The following is a 16,907-nucleotide window of genomic DNA, read 5'->3' on the forward strand; positions in this document are numbered from 1 at the left end:
GCACTTTTCATTCCTTCCCGTACAGCTTGATGATGCCTGAAAAATCGATTCCGCCCATGCCCTGCTGGCTCATCGACTGGTAAAGCTGCTGCGCAAGCGCGCCGAGAAAAACGGGTTGCTTCGCCTGCCGGGCGGCATCGACGGCGAGGCCGAGATCCTTGAGCATCAGGTCCGCGCCGAATCCGCCGGAATAGCCGCGCGACGCAGGCGCATTCGGCAGGACGCCGGGATAGGGATTACACGTATCCGAACTCCAGCAGCGCCCGGTCGACGTGTTCACGATGCTCGCCAGCTTCTGCGGGTCGATACCTAGTGTTTCGCCGAGTTTCATCGCCTCCACGACGCCGATCATCGAAATGGCGAGCAGCAGGTTGTTGCAGAGCTTGGCGATTTGTCCGGTGCCGGTTTCGCCGCAGCGCACCATGTTTTTGCCCATTCCTGCCAAAACCGGCTTGAGCGTTTCGAAAAGCGCTTCATCGGCGCCGACCATGAACGTCAGCGTCCCGGCCTGCGCGCCCACGACCCCGCCCGACACCGGCGCATCCGCGAACGGATTGCCGCGCGCGCGTGCCGTTTCGCCGATCATGCGCGCGGTCGCCGGATCGATCGTGCTGCTGTCGATGAGCGGCACGCCCGTGCGCACGCCGGCGAGCACGCCGTCGTCCTCGTTCAGGTAGACGGCCTTCACGTGCGCGGACGCCGGCAGCATCGTGATGACGACGTCGCTCGCCTCGGCCACTGCGCGCGGGGACGCCGCGAGCGTGGCGCCGTTTTGTTTCGCTTCGGCGAGCGCCGCTTCCGACAGGTCGAACACCGTCAGCGCGTGACCCGCTTTCAGCAGGTTCGCCGCCATCGGGCCGCCCATATGTCCCAGTCCTATGAAACCGATTTGCATCTCACTCTCCTGTCGACCAGAGTTGGCGCTGTCGGCCAGAATTAGCGCTTACTCTGGCCCCATGCGCTTACTCTGGTCCCATGCACTGTAGTTGCGCCGGTTCTTACCGCAGCGAAATGGTCGTGTTGACGCCGTCATTGACCGTGGCATCGTCGAACCAGCGCGCGGTCACGGTCTTCGTCTGCGTGTAGAACTGCACGACCTGCTTCCCGTAAGGCCCGAGATCGCCGAGTTTCGAGCCGCGCGAACCGGTGAAGCTGAACGACGGCACCGGCACCGGAATCGGAATGTTGATGCCGACCTGACCGATGTCGATTTCACTCTGGAACTTGCGCGCCGCCGCGCCGCTTTGCGTGAAGAGCCCGACACCATTGCCCATCGGATTGCGGTTGACGAGCGCGATGGCGTCGTCGAGCGTCGCGGCTTCCACCACGCAGATCACGGGTCCGAAAATCTCGGTCTTGTAGATCGACATGTCGGTCGTGACGCCGGAGAAAATCGTCGGGCCGATGAAATTGCCCTTCTCGTAGCCCTTCACCGCGACGCCGCGCCCGTCGAGCGACAGCGTCGCGCCCTCGCCCACACCCTTCTCGATCAGCCCGAGAATCCGCTCCTTCGCCGTGCGCGAGACAACGGGGCCGACGTCCGTGCCCGGCTCGGTGCCGCCGTTCACCATCAGCCCGCGTGCGCGCTCGACGAGATCCGGCAGCCACTCCTTCGACGACCCGACCAGCACCACCACCGACGTCGCCATGCAGCGCTGCCCGGCCGCGCCGAAACCGGCGCCGGCGAGCGCGTTGAGCGTCTGCTCCTTGTTGGCGTCGGGGAGCACGACGGCGTGGTTCTTCGCGCCCATCATCGACTGCACGCGCTTGCCGTGCTGGCTGCCGAGGTTGTACACGTGCGTGCCGACCGCCGTCGATCCGACGAACGAAATCGCCCTGATGTCGGGGTGCGTGCAGATCGCGTCAACCACCTCCTTGCCGCCGTGCACGACGTTCAGCACGCCCGGCGGAATGCCCGCCTGCACGGCAAGCTCGACGAGTTCCATCGTGGAAAGCGGGTCCTGCTCGGAAGGCTTGAGCACGAACGTATTGCCGCAGACGATTGCCATCGGGAACATCCAGAGCGGGATCATCGCGGGGAAGTTGAACGGCGTGATGCCCGCGCAGACGCCGATCGGCTGGCGCAGCGTGTACGTATCGACGCCGCCCGCGACGTTTTCCGCGAATTCGCCCTGCTGCAGCGTGCTGATCGAACACGCATGCTCGACGACTTCGAGCCCGCGGAAGATGTCGCCCTCGGCATCGGGCAGCGTCTTGCCCTGCTCGGCCGTCAGCGTCTCGGCGACGCGCTTCATGCTCTGCCGCACGAGGTCCTGGAACTTGAGCATCAGGCGCATGCGCGCGCCGAGCGGAGTCGTACGCCAGGTCTGAAAGGCCTTGTGCGCCGCCGCGACGGCCGCATTCACTTCGTCCACGGTCGCGAACGGGACGCGGCCGATCACTTCCTGCGTCGCCGGATTGACGATGTCGCGCCATTCGGCCGATTTCGACTCGACGAATTCGCCGTCGATCAGCAGTTTTGCGGTGCGCAGGCCTTGCTTTGTGGCTTGCGCCGGGTGTTCAGCAGCGATGTTCACGTGAGGCTCCTTGGGGCTTGATCGAAGAGAAACGGCGGGGATGGATGCGCGAGGTCGGACGCGGTGGCGGCGTCGATGGGAAAGGCATGTCGTCTCCGTTTTCGATTTGCCCGCCGATCTGGCGGCGGGTCTCTCTCATTGAGTATAGTTATGCAAAAGTCCATCAACCATCGATAAAAATACCCGTCTGATATGCAGAAAAGCATCAAGCTGGACCTCGCCAGACTGAACTGGGACGACCTGCGCTACTTCCTCGAAGTCGCCCGCACGCAGCGCGCGAGCGGCGCGGCGAAGCGTCTGGGCGTCGACTACACGACGGTCGCGCGGCGCGTGCGCGCGCTGGAGGACGCGCTCGGCACCCTGCTCTTCGACAAATCCAGGAGCGGAGGATTCGTGCTGACGGCCGAGGGCCAGCGGCTGCTCGGCTACGTCGATTCGATCGAAACCACGGTGCAGTCCGCAACTGAGCAGATCGCCAATACAGGTCACGCGTTGTCGGGCCACGTTCGGGTCGGATCGACGGAGGGTTTTGGATGCTTTTTCCTCGCGCCGCAACTCGCGCGCTTTCAGGACGCGCATCCGAACATCACGATCGATTTGCTGCCAGTGCCGCATTTCGTGAGCTTGTCGAAGCGCGAGGCCGATATCGCGGTCACGCTCGAACGGCCTGAACAGGGACAGTACGTCTACACGAAGCTCTGCGACTACCGGCTGAAGCTCTACGCAACCGCCGGCTATCTCGCGCGCCACGAACCGATCGCTTCCGCCGACGACCTGCGCGACCATCGTTTCGCGAGCTATATCGACGACCTCGCGTTCAGCTACGAGCTGCTGTATCTGGAGCGCGCGGTGCCGGGCGCGCAATCGCGCTGGCGCAGCACGAGCGTGATCGCGCAATATTTCGCGGCGCTGCAGGGCGGCGCGCTCGCGATCCTGCCGTGCTTCATGGCCGCACAGGACCCGCGGCTCGTGCCCGTGCTGCCCGGCGAGATCGAGGTGACACGCGCGTTTTATCTGTCGTGCCGCGAGGATTTGCGCAAGCTCAAGCGCATCACGACGGTGTGGGACTACTTGCGCGCGGCGGCGGGATCGAATCGCGCGCTGCTGATGGGCGAAGACAACGCGATGGCGTGGAACGAAAGCGGGACGCCGTGACTGGCCGGCGCCCCGTTAGCACGAACAACGGCGTTGCGGTTCAGTGCACCGGCATGACCGCGACCGATACGGCGTCCGTATAGGCGAGCGTCACCTGTACGCCCGGCGTGACGCCGGCGAGCTTCGCGCGGTCATGCACCTGCACGTTCAGAAGATTGCCTTGCAACCCCTTCACCTGCACGACGCCGCTCGCCTGATCGACCTTCACGACGTCGGCCACCACCGTCATCGGGTACGCGGAACGCGCCATCGACGCGGCATCGGCGGTCGCGACGGCGCTGCGCTCCCGAACTCGATAACGACGTCGCGCGTCATGCGCACGCGCACTTCGTCGCCGGCATTCAGTTGCGCGAAATGCTTTGCGTCGGGCCGGACGGTGATTTTCGTCCTGCCGCCCTGCCTGTCGCCAATGGTCACTTCGCGCGTGGTGCGGTTGACCGCCTGGATCGAGCCGACCATCTCGACGACGCTCACGCCTTCGACGCCGCCCGGCAGCGCGGAGGCGCTGACAGCCGCGGCAGGCATCGCGGCGGCCGGCGAAGGCGCCGCGAGGGCGATCGAGAGGAACGCGGGCGAAATCGAAATCAACGCGCCGGCGACGATGTTGAAAGCGTTGTTATGCATGTTTCCTCGGTACGTCGAAAAGAGAGTGGCGAAGCGTGGCGGAACGCCGGGATGAGCCCGTCAAAGTCGGCTTGATTGGTTTTCCGAATTATCTGAACGGGTGATCCGAACGCAGTGTGTTTTTCGGGATAGCGTTTGTCAACGGTGGCCACCCGCACGCGATCGCAAAAGCGCGGCAGATAGCGCAAGTCCGCGTCACTTAAGCGGAGCCGGCCATCGCCGGCACGGTTGAAAACGGCCTCGACAACGCTCGTCAAGTCGTGCGACGGGAAAGACCGCAGGCGTCAAAACCGGCGAATCCCGAGGCAAAAACATTGCACTCCTGATATTTTGAGATGCGGTATTCGCGAGGCCATGCATAATTGCCGCCCGATTCAAATATGGCCCGCGACTTGCCCAGGCATCTTTTCCACGACGTGACAATCAATCTGATCAAAGAGGCCGCGCAGTCCGCGCGCCCGGCGGCCGCATCGCCCGCCTTCACGGGCAAGGATCGCTGATGGCATTCGTCATCTGGTCCCGCCGATCCGTCTCCAGCCAGCGCGTGCGCTTCGTCGAAGCGCGCACGGCGCGCGTGATCGCGATCGTCGCCGGCATCGCGCTGATTTTGGCGGCGCTCGCACTCGGCATCGCGATCGGTTCGACGCTAGGCAGCAGCCACGCCTTCGACGAGCGCGCGCAGTCCGCGCGTCATTCCTACGAGCTGGAGGAACTCGGCAAGGTCAGCGCGACCCTGACCAGGATCGAGCCGCGCGTCGCGCAACTGAGCGCGCAGGTCGGTGAGCTGCGCGACTTCGAGGATCGCCTGAAGGCGTCGCGCAAGTCCGCCGATGGCCCCGACGTTCATATCGTCCCGCCGCTGCCCGACAGCGAGGAAACCGCGCCGCTCGACGGCGCCGGCGGGCCGCTCCCGCCGCCGCGGCTCTGCGGCGCCGGGGACGCGGCGAAAGAAGGCAGCGCGCCGCAGCGCCTGAAACGCACGCAGAAGATCATCGACTGTCTCGGCGACACGCTCTCGCAACTCGAACGCGATGTTTTGCCGCACTACGCGTCGTATATGGCGTTCCCGGGGCGCGACCCGGCGCCCGGCTCGCTCGCGGGTTCGCCGTATGGCAACCGCATCGATCCGTTCACGAAGCATGCGAGCTTCCATCCCGGCATCGACCTCGTGGCGCCGACGGGCGCCACGATCCTCGCGACCGCGGGCGGCCGTGTGATCCAGGCGGGTCTGCACGGCGGCTACGGCAATGCCGTCGACATCCGGCACAGCGACGGAATCGTCACGCGCTACGGCCATACGTCGAAGATCTTCGTGCGCGTCGGCGACGTCGTCATGCCCGGGCAGAAGATCGCCGAAGTCGGCTCGACCGGGCGCTCGACCGGACCGCACCTGCACTTCGAAGTGATCGTCGATGGCGCTCAGATCAATCCGACGCCGTATCTGGCACTTTTCAGGCTCAAGTCTCATGCGCAAAGTTGACCGGAACCGAGCGACGCACCGGCTCGCGCGGCGCACCTATTCCCTCACGCCCCGGCGCACGCCGACGCTCCTGCTCGGCGGCATCGCGGCGGCGTGCGCGATTTCGGCGCTGGCCGCAGCAGGCTTCGCGCTGAAGAGTTCGCGCGAGCACAGCCGGCAGGTCGACGCGATCTGCGCGCCCCGGTCTCCGAGCAGGAACTGCGTGACCAGCTCACACATTCGCAACTCGCGCTTGATCACGACGCCGCCACGCGCGCCGGGCTCGAGAAGCAGGCGGAAGGCACGGCGGCCGAGCTGAGCCGCCTGCGCACCGACCTCGCCTTTTTCAGACGCCAGCACGACAAGTCCGACTGATCCAACCGAAGTCCTACCGAACCACCCGCTTTTCAACGAACCGACGCAACGGAAGAACCCCGCCATGTTTGCAAAGAAGAAATCCCCCGGCATCCAGCAGGCCAAGCTCGCCACGCTCATCGCCCACGACGTTCACATCAAGGGCAATCTCGAATTCAGCGACGGCCTGCGCATGGACGGCCAGATCACCGGTAATGTCACCGGGCGCCCGGGCGAACAGACGCTGCTCGTCGTCAGCGACCAGGGGACGATCACGGGCAACGTCAGCGCGTATGACATCGTGATCAACGGCACGATCACTGGCGATGTCACCGTCGAACATTTCGTCGAGCTTCAGTCCAATGCGCACGTGAACGGCAACATCTATTACCAGCAACTGCGGATGGACGTCGGCGCTTCGGTGGAGGGCAAGCTCACCAAGCGCGAACCCGCGCCCCCGCGACCCGACGCCATCGCGGACTTCACCACCGACTGATCCCGCGCAACCATCCCGTCCGGCGCGCCATGCGCCGGGCAAGCCCGGGCAAATCCGCTAAGATGCAAAACAAGAGCGACGCGCGACAAACCGTCGCGATACAAGCGCGCTGTAAGCCGGCGGCGCGCGCGGACCTCAATACACCGGACCCGGGGCACTCATTCATGCTGGTCAATTGCGCGGCCTATCAGAACGGCCGCAAGCTCGCCGATGTGCCGATCGACGATATCAACGCGTATCGCGACCTGCCCGACAGCTTCATCTGGGTGGCGCTCAAGGAGCCCGGCCCGGGCGAGCTCGCGCACATGATGCATCAGTTCGGCCTGCACGAACTCGCGGTCGAGGATGCCCAGCACGGCCATCAGCGGCCGAAGATCGAGGAGTACGCCGACTCGCTCTTCGCCGTGTTCCACACCGTCGAATTCGACCACGAAGGCGAACTGCTCGTCGGCGAGATCAACGTGTTCGTCGGACCGAACTACGTCCTGTCCGTGCGCAACCGGACCACGCAGGGCTTTCAGGAAGTGCGCAAGCGCTGCGAGCGCGAACCGCATCTACTGCGGCACGGTCCGGCGTTCGTGATGTATGCGCTGCTCGATAACGTCGTCGACCGCTATTTTCCGGTGCTCGAACAGCTCGCCGCCGAACTCGACGAAGTCGAGGAGCGCATCTTCGAGCGCAACGGACTGGCGGCGTCGCGCGAGATCATCGAAGATCTTTACTCGCTCAAGCGCCGGCTCGTGCTGTTGCAGCATCACACGGCGCCGCTGCTCGAAGCCGTCAGCAAACTGTATGGCGGGCGGCCGCCGGGCGTCTGCGCGGGCATGCAGGAATATTTCCGCGACGTCTACGACCACCTGCTGCGCATCGTGAAAACGATCGAAGGACGGCGCGAAATGATCGTCACCGCGATCCAGGTGAATCTCGGCCTGATTTCGCTCGCGGAAAGCGAGGTGACCAAGCGGCTCGGCTCGTTCGCGGCACTTTTCGCCGTGCCCACGATGATTGCCGGCATCTACGGGATGAATTTCCACCGCATCCCCGAACTTGAGTGGGCGTACGGCTATCCGGTGTGCCTCGGCGTGATGCTGTTGGTCGACATCGTGCTGTATTGGCGGTTCCGGAAGGCGGGTTGGTTATAATGGATACTTCGGTGCATTGGACGCGACATTGAAAACACGATTCGCGGCATCGAGAGGCGGGGCTTCCGGCGACAGCGGAACTATTTTCCGATTTCGATGTCTTACTTGATCTTGCGCGAGCGCGGCACCACATGCGTGGCAGGATCTCACCGGCAGCAGCGACCACCCAGCATGTCAGCGCGAAATTCCAGAAACAGGCGCTGAATGTCATCGCCCCGGCAATGTCGGCAGCATTTTCCCGGCATTCGCCTTCAAGTTTTGGCCCGGGTTCGGGCCACAGTTGAGTTTCAGCGACGTCGGCGGTTCGTGACCGTCACGTTCTTCATCACGAAAAGCCCATGAAGCGACCGCGCCGCCGAAGCGCTGCGTTTCGTTTTTTGCTCGCTTGGCACACGAGCCGCGCCTGGCCGTTTAGGCCGCTGAGCCGTCTTTGAGCCGCTTGTGGCTGTTCGCAGCCGCTTGCCGAGCCTCGATGGCTCGCGTCCGCGGCATCATGGCCGCTCACATGTGCGTTCCGGGGGCGAGCGCAACACAGGACAAAGGAAACATGAAAGACACGATCAAGACGTATAAGGGATACGAGATCCATCCGCTGATCTACCCGCGCGGCGCGCGTGACGGCGTCGCGGTTCGCGCTGCGGATGCGGGCTACGAGGCGTCGGTGCGAATCCGCCGCGCGGTGCCCGAAGGCGAGGAAGCCGCCGGCGACAGCCGCGTGTTTCGCGTAACCCAGCCCCAAGCGTTCGAAAACGGCGGTCAGGCGCGCCGCGCATGCCTCACGCATGCGGAAAAGCTGATTGACGGAGAAATCGACGGCCAGACGGTCGCGGATCTCTGAGACGCGCATTGATACCGTGTGATGCGGGAGCGTAAAGCCCGCGCGTCACCTACAATCTCATTATTGTTCAGACAGGAGCTTCATATGGCGAAAGAAGAACTCATCGAGTTGGACGGCATTGTCGACGAAGTGCTTCCCGATAGCCGCTACCGCGTTACGCTAGATAACGGCGTCGTGGTCGGTGCTTACGCGTCGGGCCGCATGCGCAAGAATCACATTCGCATTCTCGCGGGCGACCGCGTGACGCTGGAATTGTCGGTGTACGACCTGACCAAGGGCCGTATCAACTTCCGGCACAAGGACGAGCGCGCCGGCGGCGGCGGACCCCGTCCCCAGATGCGTCGCCGCTGATGCATCGGCCTGCGTCCGGCAATTTCGCGGACAAACGCCAGGAAGAGCACGGTTCGACGTCGCCCGGCATTGCCGCCGGCAGTGCGCGCGCGTCGAAGCCGCCCTCTCCCGTTCCACTTCCCTCAAGCCCTATCCCGCGACCTCGGCGCGCGCAGCCAGCAGCGCATCGATCGCGATGGCAAATCCCTCTTCGTCGTTGCTCGCCGACACCAGGCACGAACGCGCCTGCACGGCTTCCGACGACTGCCCCATCGAAATCGCGAGCCCCGCTGCATCGAACATCGGGACGTCGTTCGCCATGTCGCCGAGTACGGCCACGCGGCCGAGCGGCACGCCCGCATGCCGCGACAGTTCGCACGCCGCTTCGCCCTTGTTGGCGAGCACGTGCGTGACGTCGAGGTAATAGCTCTGCGAACGCGCGGCGATCGCGCGGCCGTGCAGCGCGGTCTGCAATTCGCTTTCCACGCGCGCGAGGAGCGCACCGTCCGCGCTCGAACCGACGATCTTATCGACGGCTGCGAGATCCAGTTCGTCGAAGCTTTGCACCAGTACGCCGTCGTACCCGACCGTGCGCCGCTCGAGCGGCACGTACGCGCCTCCGGGGTTCGTCAGATACCACGCGTCGCCGATGAACACCCACGCGTCGATACCGTCGTGCCCGAAACGCGCGAGCACGGTATCGACCGCCTCGCGCGTCAGCTTGTGCGCGCCCAGCACTTCCCACGTGCCCGGCGCCACGATATTGCCGCCGTTGTACGACGCGAACGGCAGGTTCACGTCGAGCGCCTCGACGATCTTTCGCATGCCCGCGCCCGGCCGGCTGCTCGCGACCGTGAACTTGACGCCCGCCGCCTGCAGGCGCCGAACCGCGTCGACGGCCGCGGCGCTGAGCGTCTTGTCGGTATGTAGCAGCGTGCCGTCGCAATCGGTGATCACGAGGTCGATTTGCGCGAGCGCGTCGAACGCGGCCTGGCCGTCGCCGATCACCGCGCGCAGTCCGTATTTGCGATGAGCCGTCATTCGAACGCTCCTGTGCGCTGATTGGCGGCGGGCAATTGACGCGACTCGCGCACGGAGCGCGGATGCCAGAGCCTCGCGCCGCCCTCGATGCCCGCCGCGTTCGACACCACCGCCACGTTCGCCGGCAGGTCGAACTTGAGATGCGCGGCATTGCCGCCGCCGATCCACATCTTGTCGTAGTTCACGAGCGACGCCAGCACGCCGATGATCTTCTCGACGCGCCTGTTCCAGCGCTTGCCGCCCACCTTCTCGCGCGCCGCGTTGCCGATGTACTCGTCGTAGGTCTTCTTCTTCGCGACCGGATGATGCGCGAGTTCGAGATGCGGCATCAGCTCGCCGTCGCGAAAGACCGCCGTGCCCGCGCCAGTGCCGAGCGTCAGCACGAACTCGATGCCGTGCCCTTCGATCGCGGCGAGGCCCTGCATTTCGGCATCGTTGATCATGCGCACCGGCGGGTTGCCGAGCCGCGCGGCGAGCATGTCGGCGAGCGGAAAGTCGTGCCAGCTCTCGTCGCCGATATTCGGAGCCGTCAGCACGCGGTTGTTGCGCACGACGCCGGGAAAGCCGATCGAGACGTGCGTCGGCGGCGGTTCGGCGAGCGGCGCGACCAGTTGGGCGAGCGTGTCGACGAGTTGCTCGGGCGTGCACGGATGCGGTGTCGCGACGCGCAGGCGCTCGCTCTCCATGTGGCCGTCCGCGCCGATGATCGCCGCCTTCAGGCCCGTTCCGCCGACGTCGATCGCGAGGATCCGCTCGGGCTTGCCTTGTTTTTTTCCAGTTGCCACGTGTTGGGTCTCCTTAGTCTTCTTTCTTGCGGGTATCGACGAGCGGCCGCCAGGCGCGGCCGTCGGCGGCGAGCAGTGCGTCGGCTTCGGCCGGGCCGCTGCTGCCCGCCGCATAACCGTGCACCGGCAACGGACCGTCTTTCGGATGCAACACCGGATCGGCGGCGGCCCAGGCCGTTTCGATGCTGTCGGCACGCTGGAAAAGCGTCTCGTCGCCGAGCATGCAGTCATAGAGCAGCGTTTCATAGCCGACGTTCGCGCGCTCGGCGAAAAAGTCGCCGTAATTGAACGACGACTGCACCGCGCCGATCTGCATCACCGGCCCCGGCACCTTCACGTTGAAATCGAAGCTCGTGCCGTGCGCCGGGTCGATGCGCAGCGTGAGCACGTTGGGCGTCAGGCGATCGACGGACGTATCGCGAAACAGGCGGAACGGCACGGTCTTCAACTGCACCGACAGTTCCGTGCGGCGCGCCGCGAGCCGCTTGCCCGTGCGCAGGTAGAACGGCACGCCGGCCCAGCGCCAGTTGTCGATGAAGACGCGCGCCGCCGCATACGTCTCCGTGCGGCTGTCGGGCGCGACGTCGGGTTCTTCCTTGTAGCCCGGGCCCGCCGGCCCCTTCTCGTACTGCCCGAAGACGACATCCTGCGCGGTGAGCGGCTTCATGGCGTCGAAGACTTCGGCCTTTTTGTCGCGCACGGTTTCGGCGTCGAACGAATTGGGCGGCTCCATCGCGATCATGCCGAGCAGCTGGAACAGATGGTTCGGCACCATGTCGCGAAACGCGCCCGTCTGCTCGTAGAAGCGCCCGCGCCCTTCCACGCCGATCGTCTCGGCGGCCGTGATCTGTACGTGATCGATGTATTCGCGCCGCCACATCGGCTCGAAGAGCGCGTTCGCGAAGCGCACGGCGAGAATGCTCTGCACCGTGTCCTTGCCGAGAAAGTGATCGATGCGATAGACCTGCTGTTCGTTCGCGTAACTCAGGATGTGCGCGTTGAGGGCTTTCGCCGAGGCGAGATCGGTGCCGAACGGCTTCTCGATCACGAGCCGACTGAAGTTGCCGCCCTCTTCCTTCAGCAGCCCGGCGCGCCCGAGATGCTCGACGATCGGGTTGAAGAAGCGCGCCGTCACGGCGAGATAGAACACGACGTTGCCGGTCTTCATCGTCGAGAGGAGCTGCTTCAGGCCGTTGAAGGTATCGTCGGATTCGAACTCGCCCGCGAAGTACTGCGTGCGCTCCACAACCCAGTTCCACGCCTTTTCGTTCAGTTGCGACGTGTGGAAGGTGCTCGCCCGGTCGGCGGCGAACTTGCGCAGCGACTGCGTCAGCTCGTCGCGAAAGTCGCTGGTCTCGCGCTGACCATGATTCACGCCGACGATCTGCATGCCATCGTCGAGCAATCCGTCCGACGAAAGGTTGTACAGCGCCGGCATCAGCAGGCGTTTCGTCAGGTCGCCGCCCGCGCCGAAGATGACGAGCGCGCAGGGCGGCGCCGGATGCTTGCCGGCGAGCGGCGCGGCCTGGGCGGCATCGGCGTTCGTGGCGGGTTGGTCGTGTTCGGTGGGCATGGTCCGTCCGTAAGTGAGTGAAGCGATGTGCGGGACTTGAATCTGGAAAGACCTCTCTGCCTGCGGCACAGTTCAAAACGTCGGCATCGCGCGTCGAAAACGCGTGACATCGTAGGTATTTTGTAATTTTTAACCTTTCGTGTCGTAAAATATGCGCCATTCCGGCGGCGGACGGTCGCGCCTCGGCACGCTTTCACGGACAAGACTTCGAATAATGAACGCACCTAACACTTCGATCGACCTCGACGCGTATTTCGAGCGAATCGGTTTCGACGGTCCGCGCGAGGCCTCGCTCGACACGCTCGCGGCGCTTCACCGGCTGCATCCGCAAACGATTCCCTTCGAAAATCTCGACCCACTGCTCGGGCGCCCCGTGCGGCTCGACTTGCAATCGATTCAGCAGAAGCTCGTCGGCGCGCGGCGCGGCGGCTACTGCTTCGAGCACAACCTGCTGTTTCGCGGCGCGCTCGACGCGCTCGGCTTTACAACCCGCAGTTTCGCTGCGCGCGTCGTGTGGGGCCGCACCGATCCGCAAGTGCCGGCGCGCACGCACATGCTACTGCTGGTCGATCTGGAAGGCGTCACTTATCTGGCCGACGTCGGCTTCGGCGGCGTGACGCTCACCGCGCCGCTCGTCCTCGAAACCGGGCGCGAGCAGGCGACGCCCCACGAGCCCTTCCGTATCGACGCCATCGACGCGCACAACTACCTGCTGCAGGTGAAGCTGGACGACGCGTGGGCGCCGGTCTACCGCTTCGACCTCGAACCGCAGTTCGACATCGACTACGAAATCGCGAACCACTTCGTTTCGACGCATCCGCAGTCGATCTTCGTGAGCAACCTGCTGGTGGCGCGCGTCGCGGCGGATTCGCGCTACGCGATGTTCAACCGGCGGCTGAGTGTGTACGGCGCCAATCCGTCGCAGCGCGAACTGACGACGGTGGACGCATTGCGCGACGTGCTGCAACACGAAATCGGCATTCGTCTGCCGGATGACGCGAACTCCGGTCTCGACGCGATGCTCGCACGCCTGCCCTGACCGATCGCCCATGTTCAACAAGAAGAAAACGCCCGGCCGGGTCGCCTACCAGACGCCGCACCCAAATCCGATGCTGGCGAGCCGCCTGCCGAAGTGGCGCTCGACGCTCGTCCTCCTGTGCGTTTCCGGCGCGTTCGCCGCGCTCGCCGGCCGCGCGCTGTGGGTGCAGGTGCTCAACCAGGACTTCTACATCAACGAAGGCCAGAAGCGTTATCAGCGCACGCTCGAACTGGAGGCGACGCGCGGCCGGATCGTCGACCGCAACGGCGCGATGCTCGCCGTGAGCCTCGCCACCTACGAAATCTGGGCGACGCCGAAGCTCTTCGACGCCGGACGCGCTCGCGACGTCGCGCGCCTGATCGACATGCCGGAGAAGGAATTGCTGCGGCGCCTCAACGCGAGCCGCTCGTTCGTGCTGCTCAGGCGCCAGGTCGACGCGGATACGGCGGCGCGGATTGCCGAGACGGGCCGCGCGGGCGTCACGCTCGTGCCGGACACGAAGCGCTTCTATCCGGAAGGCGAGTCGGCGGCGCACATCGTCGGCTTCACGAACAGCGAGGACAGCGGCCAGGAAGGCATCGAACTCGCCGCCAACGCGCGGCTGACGGGCGAACAGGGCCAGCGCGAGGTGATCCGCGACCGGCTCGGCCGCGTAATCTCAGAAATCGGCGAGACCGCGCCACCGCAGAACGGCGAGACGATTCACCTGACGATCGACCGTCGCATCCAGCAGCTCGCGCACACGCAACTGAAGGCGGCGATCACGAAGCACCAGGCGCGCGCGGGCAGCGTCGTCGTGCTCGATGCGCGCAACGGCGAAATCCTCGCGCTCGCGAACTATCCGACCTTCGATCCGAACGACCGCGCCCGGCTGACCGGCGAGCAGTTGCGCAACCGCGCACTCACCGACACCTTCGAGCCCGGCTCGACGATCAAGCCGCTCGTCGCGGCGCTCTCGATCGATCTCGGCGTCGCACGGCCCGACACGCGCATCGATACCTCGCCGGGCACCTTCAAACTCGGGCCGAACGTGATCCACGACACGTCGAATCACGGCGTCATCACGGTGTCGCAGGCGGTGCAGATGTCGAGCAACATCGCGCTCACCAAGCTCGCGCTCAAGCTCCGGCCCGAAACGATGTGGCAGAAGTATCGCGAATACGGCATCGGCAGCGCGCCCGAACTGACGTTTCCAGGCGCCGCCACCGGCCGGTTGCGCTCGCACGAGCGCTGGAAGCCGATCGAGCAGGCGACGATGGCGTACGGCTACGGGCTCTCGCTGTCGCTGTTGCAGATCGCGCAGGTCTACACCGCCTACGCCGGAACCGGCCACTTCCATCCGGCGACGCTCGTGCTCGACGAAAAGCGCCCCGCGCCGCTCGCCGTCACGCAGCCGGCGACCGCCGCGGCCATCCGCACCATGCTCGAAATGGCGATGGGACCCGAGGGCACCGGGCGCGCGGCGAACGTCGAGGGCTACCGCGTCGGCGGCAAGACGGGCACGGCGCGAAAGCAGGTCGGGCGCGCGTATGCGAAGAACAAATACCGCGCGTCATTCGTCGGCATGGCGCCGATGAGCTCGCCGCGCGTGATCGTCGCGGTGATGATCGACGAGCCGTCGACGGGTTCCTATTACGGCGGAACGGTGGCGGGGCCGGTGTTTTCGGGGATTGTCGGCGGGACGATGCAACTGCTCGGCGTGCCGCCCGACGCGTGATGCGCAACGCGGCGGGCGCGCGCCTTGCTGCCGTCATTCTGTCGAAACCGTAAGGGCGCCGTGCTCTAATGACGCCTTCAGATCGAGAGAACGAATGCTCAGAGAGACCATGAAAAAACTCGCAGCGCTGCTCGCGCTTCCCCTGCTTCTCAACGCATGCGGCTACTTTCACAACCCCGACGCAGGCGAGCCGGAAGTCGAGAAAGCCTCGAACAGTTCCGTCGAGAGCATCGTGCAGTGCATCACGAAGGAAGCCGACAAGCACGACGCGCCCTACAAGAAGACGCCGATCCCGCAGGGCGTGATGCTCGAATTCGGCGACTCGAACGTGATCAAAGTGCGCTTCGACAACGGCGAGACAAGCTATCGCTTCTATCCGGGCCAGCGCCACACGTCGAATCTGTGGATCGAGGGCGCGGGCAAGAAGTGCGCGCCTTGATTGATCCCGGAACGGAAGCCTGACGATGCGCTCCACCAAGGCAATCGCCGCTGTCGAGCGGCTCAAGACCCGCAGTGGCAATCCGCAATACGCGGCCGTCGGCATGAGCGGCGGCCTGTTCTATCTCGTCGACAAATCGGCCGACGGCGACCAGAAAGTCTGCGCGCCGCTGCCGATGGACGAATTCGTCACGTTCGTCAACGCGATCCAGCCCGCGAAGCCGCGCAAGACCAGCAAGCTCGATCTCGCGATGGAAGAGCAGATCAGGCGCAGCGGCAAGGCGCGCGATCCCGGCGAGGGCTGAACGCCCGCACCATTTCACTCCGCTTGCCGGCATCCCTGTTCGCCGCGCCACAGCACGAGCCAAACGTGGCGCTGTTCGGCGCAACAATGTGCGATGCCAGACGGAGCACCTGCCCTCGCCTTGCGTACATTTTTGAAAACGGTCGCATAAACCGAGGGGCCGCCTGAAACGACGACGAGCGTTCAGGCGAACGGGGTGCCCGCGCGGCGACGGACGAGTTCATTCGCGTCCGCTGCCGCGTGGCTGAAACGGTGACGAGTAAATGAAAAAGAAGAAATCCGAGACCACGGGCAGCCTGCTGCCCTCGGCCATGGCCGATGTTGAACTTCAGCATATCGAACGCGCGCTCGCTCAGCTTCGGACGATGAGCACGCAGTCCTCCGGAACACTGAACGTCGAATACTGGCGCGAGCGGCTCAATGCCGTCGGCACGCAGTACGCGCTCGTGCCGGCGCAGAAGCGACGCATCGAGGCATTGCGGGGCGCGCTCGACGCGGTCGGCAAAGGACCACGCGACTCCACGCCGGGTCGCAGGAGAACGACCAATAGGCTTTGGGCGAAAGCGGCCTAACCGCCGCTTTCGCCCCTTCGCGCTGCGGCGCGAGCCACGAGCGTCGTCGCGGAGCGACGACGCGCAAGTTTTCCTGTAAGTGTTCCAGTCGATGCAGGATGCAAGGCGGAGCCGCTTCGCGCGACGCCGTCAGGCATTCTTCCTGCTCCTTTCAAAGACCTTGAGTCTTTCTGGAGCGCGCATGTCCCGTTTCGATTCCACTTCCCTGCGCCGCATCGCCGCGGCCGCGTTCGCATGCTCGATCGCCGTGTACAGCACGTACGGCTTCGCGCAGATCACGAGCGGCAGCGGCTCCGAGCAGCAGGAGAATCGCGCGTCCGCGATGGGCACGCAGCCGGCCGCCGCCAATTCGGCCGTTCACGAATCGCAGGCGCCCCAGTCGAAGGACGCCGCCGGCAAGAACCGCGGCGCGACCGCCGGCAAAGACCACAAGACCGAAGGCGCCGGCGGCTTCAACAACGGCCTTTATGGCACGGGCGCCGGCAGCAACAAATAACGCCACC

At 65.0% G+C, this 16,907-nt stretch carries 20 protein-coding genes; 12 read left to right on the plus strand and 8 right to left on the minus strand.

The genetic code is table 11. From position 1 onward, the window contains the following. Positions 1-7: 7 nt before the first annotated feature. Together mmsB and AWB81_RS02335 are read right to left on the minus strand one after the other, a co-directional pair. Positions 8-934 carry a 3-hydroxyisobutyrate dehydrogenase gene (gene mmsB, locus AWB81_RS02330; protein WP_327371395.1) on the minus strand — a complete coding sequence of 309 codons (927 nt, stop codon included), beginning with the start codon at positions 932-934 and terminating at the stop codon, positions 8-10. A 64-nt stretch (positions 935-998) separates the two neighbouring features. Continuing rightward, positions 999-2,537 (minus strand): CoA-acylating methylmalonate-semialdehyde dehydrogenase, encoded by a 1,539-nt coding sequence (locus tag AWB81_RS02335; protein WP_062632294.1) that lies wholly within the window; start codon positions 2,535-2,537, stop codon positions 999-1,001. 192 nt (positions 2,538-2,729) lie between these two features. Between AWB81_RS02335 and AWB81_RS02340 the strand changes: the two genes are divergently transcribed. Next, the gene (locus AWB81_RS02340) at positions 2,730-3,692 is read left to right on the plus strand and encodes a LysR family transcriptional regulator (RefSeq protein ID WP_062632295.1); all 963 of its coding nucleotides are present in this window, start codon (positions 2,730-2,732) and stop codon (positions 3,690-3,692) included. Between the two features lie 40 nt (positions 3,693-3,732). Here the strand turns inward: AWB81_RS02340 and AWB81_RS02345 are convergent, their stop codons facing one another. Together AWB81_RS02345 and AWB81_RS02350 are read right to left on the minus strand one after the other, a co-directional pair. Next, positions 3,733-3,942, minus strand: a complete 210-nt coding sequence (locus tag AWB81_RS02345) for a hypothetical protein (RefSeq protein ID WP_062632296.1) — start codon at positions 3,940-3,942, stop codon at positions 3,733-3,735. Then, entirely contained in the window at positions 3,918-4,316 is a 399-nt protein-coding gene (locus AWB81_RS02350; protein ID WP_062632297.1) for a hypothetical protein, read from the minus strand. Before AWB81_RS02350 ends, AWB81_RS02345 begins: the two co-directional genes overlap by 25 nt. A 499-nt stretch (positions 4,317-4,815) precedes the next feature. Here AWB81_RS02350 and AWB81_RS02355 point away from each other — a divergent pair, with 499 nt between their 5' ends. Beyond that, positions 4,816-5,796: a M23 family metallopeptidase gene (locus AWB81_RS02355; protein ID WP_062632298.1), complete on the plus strand. Its 981-nt coding sequence runs from the start codon at positions 4,816-4,818 to the stop codon at positions 5,794-5,796. Positions 5,797-5,832: 36 nt separating this feature from the next. On the opposite strand, the gene AWB81_RS45605 is transcribed toward AWB81_RS02355, so the two are convergent. Then, positions 5,833-6,135, minus strand: a complete 303-nt coding sequence (locus tag AWB81_RS45605; RefSeq protein ID WP_062632299.1) for a hypothetical protein — start codon at positions 6,133-6,135, stop codon at positions 5,833-5,835. 79 nt (positions 6,136-6,214) lie between these two features. On the opposite strand from AWB81_RS45605, the gene AWB81_RS02365 reads away from it, so the two are divergent. The 4 genes from AWB81_RS02365 to infA all read left to right on the plus strand — a co-directional run bounded on the left by AWB81_RS02365 (position 6,215) and on the right by infA (position 8,956). Continuing rightward, on the plus strand, positions 6,215-6,625 hold the full coding sequence (locus tag AWB81_RS02365) for a bactofilin family protein (RefSeq protein ID WP_062632300.1): 411 nt from the start codon (positions 6,215-6,217) through the stop codon (positions 6,623-6,625). Between the two features lie 164 nt (positions 6,626-6,789). Next, entirely contained in the window at positions 6,790-7,767 is a 978-nt protein-coding gene (gene corA / locus AWB81_RS02370) for a magnesium/cobalt transporter CorA (RefSeq protein ID WP_062632463.1), read from the plus strand. A 547-nt stretch (positions 7,768-8,314) separates the two neighbouring features. After that, positions 8,315-8,605 (plus strand): hypothetical protein, encoded by a 291-nt coding sequence (locus tag AWB81_RS02375; RefSeq protein ID WP_062632301.1) that lies wholly within the window; start codon positions 8,315-8,317, stop codon positions 8,603-8,605. Positions 8,606-8,689: 84 nt separating this feature from the next. Next, positions 8,690-8,956, plus strand: coding sequence for a translation initiation factor IF-1 (gene infA, locus AWB81_RS02380; RefSeq protein WP_061162366.1), 267 nt, complete (start codon positions 8,690-8,692; stop codon positions 8,954-8,956). Positions 8,957-9,085: 129 nt separating this feature from the next. Here the strand turns inward: infA and AWB81_RS02385 are convergent, their stop codons facing one another. The 3 genes from AWB81_RS02385 to zwf are packed head-to-tail and all read right to left on the minus strand — an operon-like array spanning position 9,086 to position 12,334. Further along, the gene (locus AWB81_RS02385; protein WP_062632302.1) at positions 9,086-9,976 is read right to left on the minus strand and encodes an HAD family hydrolase; all 891 of its coding nucleotides are present in this window, start codon (positions 9,974-9,976) and stop codon (positions 9,086-9,088) included. Then, positions 9,973-10,761 (minus strand): ROK family protein, encoded by a 789-nt coding sequence (locus tag AWB81_RS02390; protein ID WP_062632303.1) that lies wholly within the window; start codon positions 10,759-10,761, stop codon positions 9,973-9,975. The genes AWB81_RS02385 and AWB81_RS02390 overlap by 4 nt, the downstream gene beginning before the upstream one ends. A 13-nt stretch (positions 10,762-10,774) precedes the next feature. Further along, complete coding sequence (gene zwf / locus AWB81_RS02395) at positions 10,775-12,334, minus strand: glucose-6-phosphate dehydrogenase (RefSeq protein ID WP_062632304.1); 1,560 nt, start codon at positions 12,332-12,334, stop codon at positions 10,775-10,777. Positions 12,335-12,548: 214 nt separating this feature from the next. Here zwf and AWB81_RS02400 point away from each other — a divergent pair, with 214 nt between their 5' ends. The 6 genes from AWB81_RS02400 to AWB81_RS02425 all read left to right on the plus strand — a co-directional run bounded on the left by AWB81_RS02400 (position 12,549) and on the right by AWB81_RS02425 (position 16,900). Next, positions 12,549-13,373 (plus strand): arylamine N-acetyltransferase family protein, encoded by an 825-nt coding sequence (locus tag AWB81_RS02400; protein ID WP_062632305.1) that lies wholly within the window; start codon positions 12,549-12,551, stop codon positions 13,371-13,373. Between the two features lie 10 nt (positions 13,374-13,383). Continuing rightward, a complete protein-coding gene (locus tag AWB81_RS02405; RefSeq protein WP_062632306.1) occupies positions 13,384-15,090 on the plus strand; it encodes a peptidoglycan D,D-transpeptidase FtsI family protein in 1,707 nt (568 codons plus the stop codon). Positions 15,091-15,199: 109 nt separating this feature from the next. Beyond that, the gene (locus AWB81_RS02410; RefSeq protein ID WP_062632464.1) at positions 15,200-15,529 is read left to right on the plus strand and encodes a hypothetical protein; all 330 of its coding nucleotides are present in this window, start codon (positions 15,200-15,202) and stop codon (positions 15,527-15,529) included. Positions 15,530-15,554: 25 nt separating this feature from the next. Further along, complete coding sequence (locus tag AWB81_RS02415) at positions 15,555-15,833, plus strand: hypothetical protein (RefSeq protein ID WP_062632307.1); 279 nt, start codon at positions 15,555-15,557, stop codon at positions 15,831-15,833. A 262-nt stretch (positions 15,834-16,095) separates the two neighbouring features. Continuing rightward, a complete protein-coding gene (locus AWB81_RS02420) occupies positions 16,096-16,404 on the plus strand; it encodes a hypothetical protein (RefSeq protein WP_062632308.1) in 309 nt (102 codons plus the stop codon). Between the two features lie 181 nt (positions 16,405-16,585). Beyond that, positions 16,586-16,900, plus strand: coding sequence for a hypothetical protein (locus AWB81_RS02425; RefSeq protein WP_062632309.1), 315 nt, complete (start codon positions 16,586-16,588; stop codon positions 16,898-16,900). Positions 16,901-16,907: the final 7 nt, after the last annotated feature.

Origin of the sequence: Caballeronia arationis, assembly GCF_001544975.2 — a bacterium.
GTDB lineage: Bacteria > Pseudomonadota > Gammaproteobacteria > Burkholderiales > Burkholderiaceae > Caballeronia > Caballeronia arationis.

Excerpts from the sequence above, each read along its gene's own strand:
- AWB81_RS02340 (WP_062632295.1), top strand. The coding sequence starts at position 2,730 with ATGCAGAAAAGCATCAAGCTGGACCTCGCCAGACTGAACTGGGACGAC.
- AWB81_RS02345 (WP_062632296.1), bottom strand. The coding sequence starts at position 3,942 with ATGGCGCGTTCCGCGTACCCGATGACGGTGGTGGCCGACGTCGTGAAG.
- AWB81_RS02350 (WP_062632297.1), bottom strand. The coding sequence starts at position 4,316 with ATGCATAACAACGCTTTCAACATCGTCGCCGGCGCGTTGATTTCGATT.
- AWB81_RS02355 (WP_062632298.1), top strand. The coding sequence starts at position 4,816 with ATGGCATTCGTCATCTGGTCCCGCCGATCCGTCTCCAGCCAGCGCGTG.
- AWB81_RS02365 (WP_062632300.1), top strand. The coding sequence starts at position 6,215 with ATGTTTGCAAAGAAGAAATCCCCCGGCATCCAGCAGGCCAAGCTCGCC.
- corA (WP_062632463.1), top strand. The coding sequence starts at position 6,790 with ATGCTGGTCAATTGCGCGGCCTATCAGAACGGCCGCAAGCTCGCCGAT.
- AWB81_RS02375 (WP_062632301.1), top strand. The coding sequence starts at position 8,315 with ATGAAAGACACGATCAAGACGTATAAGGGATACGAGATCCATCCGCTG.
- infA (WP_061162366.1), top strand. The coding sequence starts at position 8,690 with ATGGCGAAAGAAGAACTCATCGAGTTGGACGGCATTGTCGACGAAGTG.
- AWB81_RS02385 (WP_062632302.1), bottom strand. The coding sequence starts at position 9,976 with ATGACGGCTCATCGCAAATACGGACTGCGCGCGGTGATCGGCGACGGC.
- zwf (WP_062632304.1), bottom strand. The coding sequence starts at position 12,334 with ATGCCCACCGAACACGACCAACCCGCCACGAACGCCGATGCCGCCCAG.
- AWB81_RS02400 (WP_062632305.1), top strand. The coding sequence starts at position 12,549 with ATGAACGCACCTAACACTTCGATCGACCTCGACGCGTATTTCGAGCGA.
- AWB81_RS02405 (WP_062632306.1), top strand. The coding sequence starts at position 13,384 with ATGTTCAACAAGAAGAAAACGCCCGGCCGGGTCGCCTACCAGACGCCG.
- AWB81_RS02410 (WP_062632464.1), top strand. The coding sequence starts at position 15,200 with ATGAAAAAACTCGCAGCGCTGCTCGCGCTTCCCCTGCTTCTCAACGCA.
- AWB81_RS02415 (WP_062632307.1), top strand. The coding sequence starts at position 15,555 with ATGCGCTCCACCAAGGCAATCGCCGCTGTCGAGCGGCTCAAGACCCGC.
- AWB81_RS02420 (WP_062632308.1), top strand. The coding sequence starts at position 16,096 with ATGAAAAAGAAGAAATCCGAGACCACGGGCAGCCTGCTGCCCTCGGCC.
- AWB81_RS02425 (WP_062632309.1), top strand. The coding sequence starts at position 16,586 with ATGTCCCGTTTCGATTCCACTTCCCTGCGCCGCATCGCCGCGGCCGCG.